The organism is Acidovorax delafieldii 2AN, from assembly GCF_000175235.1.
Lineage (GTDB): Bacteria > Pseudomonadota > Gammaproteobacteria > Burkholderiales > Burkholderiaceae_C > Acidovorax > Acidovorax delafieldii_B.
The window spans coordinates 1-5734 of sequence record NZ_ACQT01000224.1; the positions used below are offsets into that span (position 1 = coordinate 1).

Below are 5734 nucleotides of genomic sequence, written 5' to 3' on the forward strand. Positions count from 1 at the left end.
ATCGGTGGCGCCCTCCGTGCCAAAAAACAGCAGGCGGCTTCCCGCGGTTAGCCCCAGCGCCTGGCGGGCGGCTTCGTTCTGGCAGGCTGCCACGGCAGCGGCCACGCCGGCCACGGCGGATTCGCCCGCCACGATCGCCGGGTCGTTGCCCAGCGGGCGGGCCAGAAGGCGCATGGCCTCGACGGCGCCCTGGTCGTTGATCACGCAAAAAGCGTCGGTGCCGTGTTCCAGAATCTCCCAGGCCAGGTGCGACACCTCGCCGCAGGCCAGGCCGGCCATCAGCGTGTCGATGTCGCCGGTGACGGCCGTGAGCCGGCCGGCCTTGGCGCTTTGCGCCAGGCAGTCGGCGCGGTCGGGCTCGACCACCACGAACACCGGGCGGGCGCTGCCGTCGTGCTCCCAGAAATAGGCGCACACCGCCGCCGCCAGGCCGCCCACGCCGGCCTGCACAAAGACATGCGTGGGGCGCTGCGCCAGTTGCTGCGCGGCCTCATCCACCATGAGCTGGTAGCCCTGCATCACGTCGCGCGGCACGTCCATGTAGCCTGGGTACGACGTGTCGGAAATGATGAAACGGCCATGCAGCCTGGCGTCGGCGTCGGCCTGGCGCACGGCGTCGTCGTAGTTGCCGGCCGTGCGCACCACTTCGGCGCCGTAGCGCGCGATGGCGGCCCTGCGGCCCTCGCTCACCGTGGCATGGATGTAGATCACGCAATGGCAGCCAAACAGTTGCGCGCCCCAGGCCACTGAGCGGCCATGGTTGCCGTCGGTGGCGCAGGTGACGGTCAGGTGGGCGCACAGCGCGCGCACTTCGGGCGTCAGCAAATCTTGCGTGGTGAGCGTGCGGCCCAGCCGGGCGCCCAGTTCACGGCACAGCAGGCGCGCAACGGCGTAGGCGCCGCCCAGGGCCTTGAAGCTGCCCAGGCCGAAGCGGCCGCCTTCGTCCTTGTAGTGCACGGCGGCCACGCCCAGCGCCTGTGCCAGCGCTGGCAGGGACCGCAGCGGTGTCACTGCATAGCCGCGCCAGTCGGTCAGCTCGCGCCGGGCCTGGGCCAGTGCCGAAGCGCTGAGGATGGCGCTGCGGCGCGCGCCGTAGGGGGCCTGGCGGTCGGCGGCGGGGTTGCGAAGGCATTCGGCGGAAAGGGCAGGAAGTGGAGGCATGGAGGGCTCTCGGTCAATGAAAAAATGGGAAAAAGGGCAGGGCTGAGGGCGCTGCGGTGGGGGTCGGGCCGCCGCAGCCTTACAGCTGCGGCTCCAGGTCGTCCAGCACCGCGTGCAGCTGTTCGATGCGTTGCAGGCGGGCATGGGTGCCGGCTTTGGAGTGGGTGGCGAATGTGCCCGCCAGAAAGTTGATGAGGCTGATGGCGCAGACATACGAATCGAACAGCCCTTCCGGGTCGCTGGCGCCGCAGCGCAAGACCACCCGGGCCTGCAGTGCCAAGGCGGAGACCGGCGCATCGGTCAGCAGCAGTACCTGCGCGCCGGTGCTGCGCGCGGCCGCCAGCACCGTGGGCAGCCGGGTGCTGCGGCGGCGGAAGTCCACGGCCAGCACCACGTCCCTGTCGCTTGCGCTGGCCAGCAGTTCTGCTTCGCGGCCGCTGGCGTCATTGAGGCTGATCACATCGCTGCGCACCTGCGCCAGCAGCGCTTGTGCATACCCGGCCGTCACCTGGCTGTGGCGGTAGCCCACCACCCACACCTTGCGCGCCCGGGCCAGCAGCGCCAGGGCTGCCTGCACCTGCGCGGCAGCAAGCGCGTCGGCCCAGTCGGTCAGGCGCTGGGCGTCCTGGTGCAGGTGGGCGTGCAACTGCTGGGCCATGCTGTCCTTGCGCTGGACCTGCGCCATGCGCGCCAGCGGCGACTGGCGGGTGTGGTGTGCGCGCACTTGCTGGCGAAATTCATCGAAGCCTGAAAACCCCGCTCGGCGAAAGAAGCGTGCCGCCGTCGATTTGGAGGTGCCCGCCAATTGCGCCAGTTCGGTGGCGGTGTAGCCCAGCAAGGCGTCGTGGCGCGCCAGCACCACGTCGGCAAGCTTGCGCTCGGCGCCCGAGAGATCGCCATACATCTGGCGCACGCGCGCCTCGGGCGACGATGCTGCTTCGGTCCATGCCATGGCGGTTGCTCCCCGGATTTGGGCGCCGCTCCCCAGCTTGGGGCGGTGGCGCACGGTTATGAAACATGCGTGCCGAGATTTTGAAATGGAGAAACGTTCGTTTCAATTCGGCCTGCACCTCGTTGAGCAAGAAGGGTGCCCGAATTCTGTGCTGAGCGCGACCTGGGCAATCCCTTGTTCACCCGCAGGCGCGCCCTTGCGCAAGGCGCGAGTCCGGACGGGAGCGAAACGACATGGGTGACTTTGGGCCGCACCCTGGAACAGCGGTTTCAGGGCCTGGCACGCAATGTGCTCAAGCGGTTGCACCTCTTTTTTACTCTCGGAGTGCTTCCATGAAATTCAGTCGCAGAGCTTTCGCCGCCGGTGCCGCCGCCCTTGCCATTACCCTGCCGCTGGGTGCCAGCGCCCAGCAGGACGGATCGCTCAAGGCCGTGCAGGACAAGGGCAGCATTTCGCTGGGCATTCCTACCGACTACCCGCCCTACGGCTTCATGGGCCCCGACTTCAAGCCCACGGGGGTGGACGTTGCCGTGGCGCAGCTCATTGCCGACAAGCTGGGCGTCAAGGCCGACCTGGTGCCGGTGAGCACGCCCAACCGCATTCCCTACCTGCAGTCGCGCAAGATCGACGTCATCGTCTCGGCACTCGGCAAGAACGAGGAGCGCCAGAAGGTCATCGATTTCTCCGTGTCCTATGCGCCGTTCTTCCAGGCCGTGTTTGGTCCGAAGAACGTCGAGGTCAAGAGCTTTGCCGATCTGGCCGACAAGACCCTGGCCGTGACGCGCGGCACCATCCAGGACGATGCGCTGCAGGGCCTGGCGCCCAAGAGCCTGAAGATCCAGCGCTTTGAGGACGACAACGCCACCATGGCCGCCTTCATGACGCAGCAGACCCAGTTTGTCGCCGTGGGCGCGGCCGTGGCAGCCGCCGCGCTGCAGAAGAACCCCAAGGTGCAGGCCGAATACAAGCTGCTGATCAAGGATTCGCCCAACTACGCTGGCGTGCGCAAGGGCGAAACGGCACTGCTCAACAAGATCAACGACATCCTGCGCACTGCCAAGAAGGACGGAACGCTCGAGTCGTATTCGCAAAAGTGGCTGGGCCGCGGCATGGGCAATCTGCCGGACTGAGCATGGCTTGTTCGGGGGGGGGCTTGCATCGGCGAGCGCCAGCGCTTTGGTGCCCGCCGGTGCCAGGCTGCCCCGATTTCTTTCCCTTTTCTTGATGACGGATGGCGCGCATGGCCTTGGATTTCGCGACGGTGCTGGGCCAGTGGCCCATGCTGGCCCACGGGCTGGTGCTGACGGTGGTGCTGACGGGCATCGCCATTCCGCTCGGTGTGCTGCTGGGCATTGCCTGCGCCTGGTGCCGGCTGTATGGCGCGGCGCCGCTGCGCTTCGCAGTGGCTGCCTATGTCGAGGTGTTTCGCAACACGCCGTTCATCATCCAGCTGTTCTTCCTGTTCTTCGGCCTGCCGTCCCTGGGCGTGCGGCTGTCGCCTGAGGTGGCGAGTGTTCTGGCCATGATGCTGAACCTGGGCGCCTACGCCTGTGAGCAGGTGCGCGCCGGCATCGAGGCCACGCTGCACGGCCAGATCGAGGCCGCGCAGTGCCTGGCGCTGTCGCCCTGGCACATCTTCACCCGCGTGGTGCTGCCGCCCTCGCTGGGCCGCGTGTGGCCATCCCTGGTGGGGCAGACCATCATCGTCATGCTGGGCTCGTCGGTGTGCAGCCAGATCTCCACCGAAGAGATCTCCTACGCCGCCAACCTGATCTCGAGCCGCACCTTCCGCAGCTTCGAGTCGTACATCCTGGTCACGGTGGTCTATCTCGGCCTGGCGGTCGTGCTGCGCCAACTGCTCAACTGGGCCGGCCCCCGCTGGGTGTTCGGCCGCCGTGCCTGAAGGAGGAAGCACCATGGCCGATTTCACCTTCTGGGACATTGCCAAACAACTGCTGCTGGCCCTGCGCTGGACGGTGGGGCTGTCGCTCATTGCCTTTGCCGGCGGCAGCCTGCTGGGCATGGCCCTGCTGGTGCTGCGGCTGGCCCGCCTGCCGGGGGCGCAGCGCTTCGTTGCCGCCTATGTGCAGGTCTTCCAGGGCACGCCGCTGCTGATGCAGCTCTTCCTGACCTACTTTGGCTTGGCCATGGTGGGTGTCGACACCTCGCCGCTGCTGGCCGCCAGCGTGTGCCTCATCCTCTATTCCAGTGCCTATCTGTGCGAAATCTGGCGCGGCTGTGTGGAGGCCGTTCCCAGGGGGCAGTGGGAGGCGTCCGCCAGCCTGGCGATGGGCTTCACCGAGCAGTTGCGCCACGTGATCCTGCCGCAGGCGCTGCGCATGGGCATTGCCCCCACGGCGGGCTTCAGCGTGCAGATCATCAAGGGCACGGCACTGACCAGCGTGATCGGGTTCATCGAAATCACCAAGGCCGGCCAGTTGATCGCCAACGCCACGTTCGAGCCCTTCCTGATCTACGGGTGCGTGGCGGCCCTGTACTTCGCCCTGTGCTTTCCGCTGTCGCTGTGGAGCCAGCGCCTCGAGCGCCGGCTGCGCCCCAGGCGCTGAACGGCGCAGAGGCCCTGCCACGCCGCCACGCACCATCCGCGCCCGCTGTTCCGATCTGACCTTCGAATGCCTGCCATGACCTCTGCTTCCACCACTTGCCCCTCCGCCGCCCTGGCTTCAGACACGCACCCCGCGCCCGGCATCGTTCCGCTGGTGCACATCGGGGGCCTGCGCAAGCGCTACGGCGACAACGAAGTGCTCAAGGGCGTGGACCTGCAGGTGCAGCGCGGCGAAGTAGTGTCCATCATCGGCAAGAGCGGCTCGGGCAAGTCCACGCTGCTGCGCTGCATCAACGGGCTGGAGCAGTACCAGGACGGCGAGCTGCGCGTGCACGGCCAGGCCGTGAACGCTGGCGACGCACCCGCCCTGCGCGAATTGCGCAAGAACGTAGGCATGATCTTCCAGAATTTCAACCTGTTTCCGCACCTGAGCGTGGGGCGCAATGTGATGCTGGCGCCCACGCTGGTCACCCGCCAGCCCAAGGACGCCGCGCGCCACAACGCCCAGCGCCTGCTGGCGCGCGTGGGCCTGGCGGAAAAAATCGACGCCATGCCCGACCAGCTCTCAGGCGGCCAGCAGCAGCGCGTGGCCATTGCGCGGGCATTGGCCATGAACCCCGAGATCCTCCTGTGCGATGAGGTGACGTCCGCGCTCGATCCGGAGCTGGTGGGCGAGGTGCTGCAGGTGGTGGAAAGCCTGGCCGACCAGGGCATGACGCTGATCATGGTGACCCATGAAATGGGCTTTGCCCGCAAGGTGAGCGACCGCGTGGTCTTCATGCACCAGGGCCGGGTGCATGAAACGGGCGCACCCGAGCAGCTGTTTGGGAATCCGCAGACGCCGGAACTGCGCCAGTTCCTCGGCATGGTGCATGGAGGGGCTGGGGCCTGAAGTAGCCCCCAAAGCGCCCTTTGCGCTTATGTTTCGGGCGCCTTAAGCTATGAATAGCGTAGTGGCGGGGTGAAGAGACACCCGCCTGAACTCCCCGGTGCCGGCGTGCCGGCAGGGTGGCCAGGGCGGGCGAGGGGCGCGCTCCACCACCGGCGCGCGCTGT

The 5734-nt window shown here is 67.4% G+C and carries 6 protein-coding genes; 4 read left to right on the plus strand and 2 right to left on the minus strand.

The features are described from left to right. Both ACDELDRAFT_RS18270 and ACDELDRAFT_RS18275 read right to left on the minus strand, forming a co-directional pair. On the minus strand, window positions 1-1161 hold a 1161-nt coding region (locus ACDELDRAFT_RS18270; RefSeq protein WP_005799475.1), incomplete at its 3' end, for a diaminopropionate ammonia-lyase. Window positions 1162-1240: 79 nt separating this feature from the next. After that, complete coding sequence (locus ACDELDRAFT_RS18275; RefSeq protein WP_005799476.1) at window positions 1241-2113, minus strand: MurR/RpiR family transcriptional regulator; 873 nt, start codon at window positions 2111-2113, stop codon at window positions 1241-1243. 332 nt (window positions 2114-2445) lie between these two features. Between ACDELDRAFT_RS18275 and ACDELDRAFT_RS18280 the strand changes: the two genes are divergently transcribed. The 4 genes from ACDELDRAFT_RS18280 (at window position 2446) to ACDELDRAFT_RS18295 (ending at window position 5571) form a co-directional block, all read left to right on the plus strand. Further along, on the plus strand, window positions 2446-3243 hold the full coding sequence (locus ACDELDRAFT_RS18280) for a transporter substrate-binding domain-containing protein (RefSeq protein ID WP_005799477.1): 798 nt from the start codon (window positions 2446-2448) through the stop codon (window positions 3241-3243). 110 nt (window positions 3244-3353) lie between these two features. Next, complete coding sequence (locus ACDELDRAFT_RS18285) at window positions 3354-4016, plus strand: amino acid ABC transporter permease (protein WP_005799478.1); 663 nt, start codon at window positions 3354-3356, stop codon at window positions 4014-4016. Window positions 4017-4029: 13 nt separating this feature from the next. Continuing rightward, window positions 4030-4680, plus strand: a complete 651-nt coding sequence (locus tag ACDELDRAFT_RS18290) for an amino acid ABC transporter permease (RefSeq protein WP_005799479.1) — start codon at window positions 4030-4032, stop codon at window positions 4678-4680. Between the two features lie 66 nt (window positions 4681-4746). Next, window positions 4747-5571, plus strand: a complete 825-nt coding sequence (locus tag ACDELDRAFT_RS18295; RefSeq protein WP_005799480.1) for an amino acid ABC transporter ATP-binding protein — start codon at window positions 4747-4749, stop codon at window positions 5569-5571. Window positions 5572-5734: the final 163 nt, after the last annotated feature.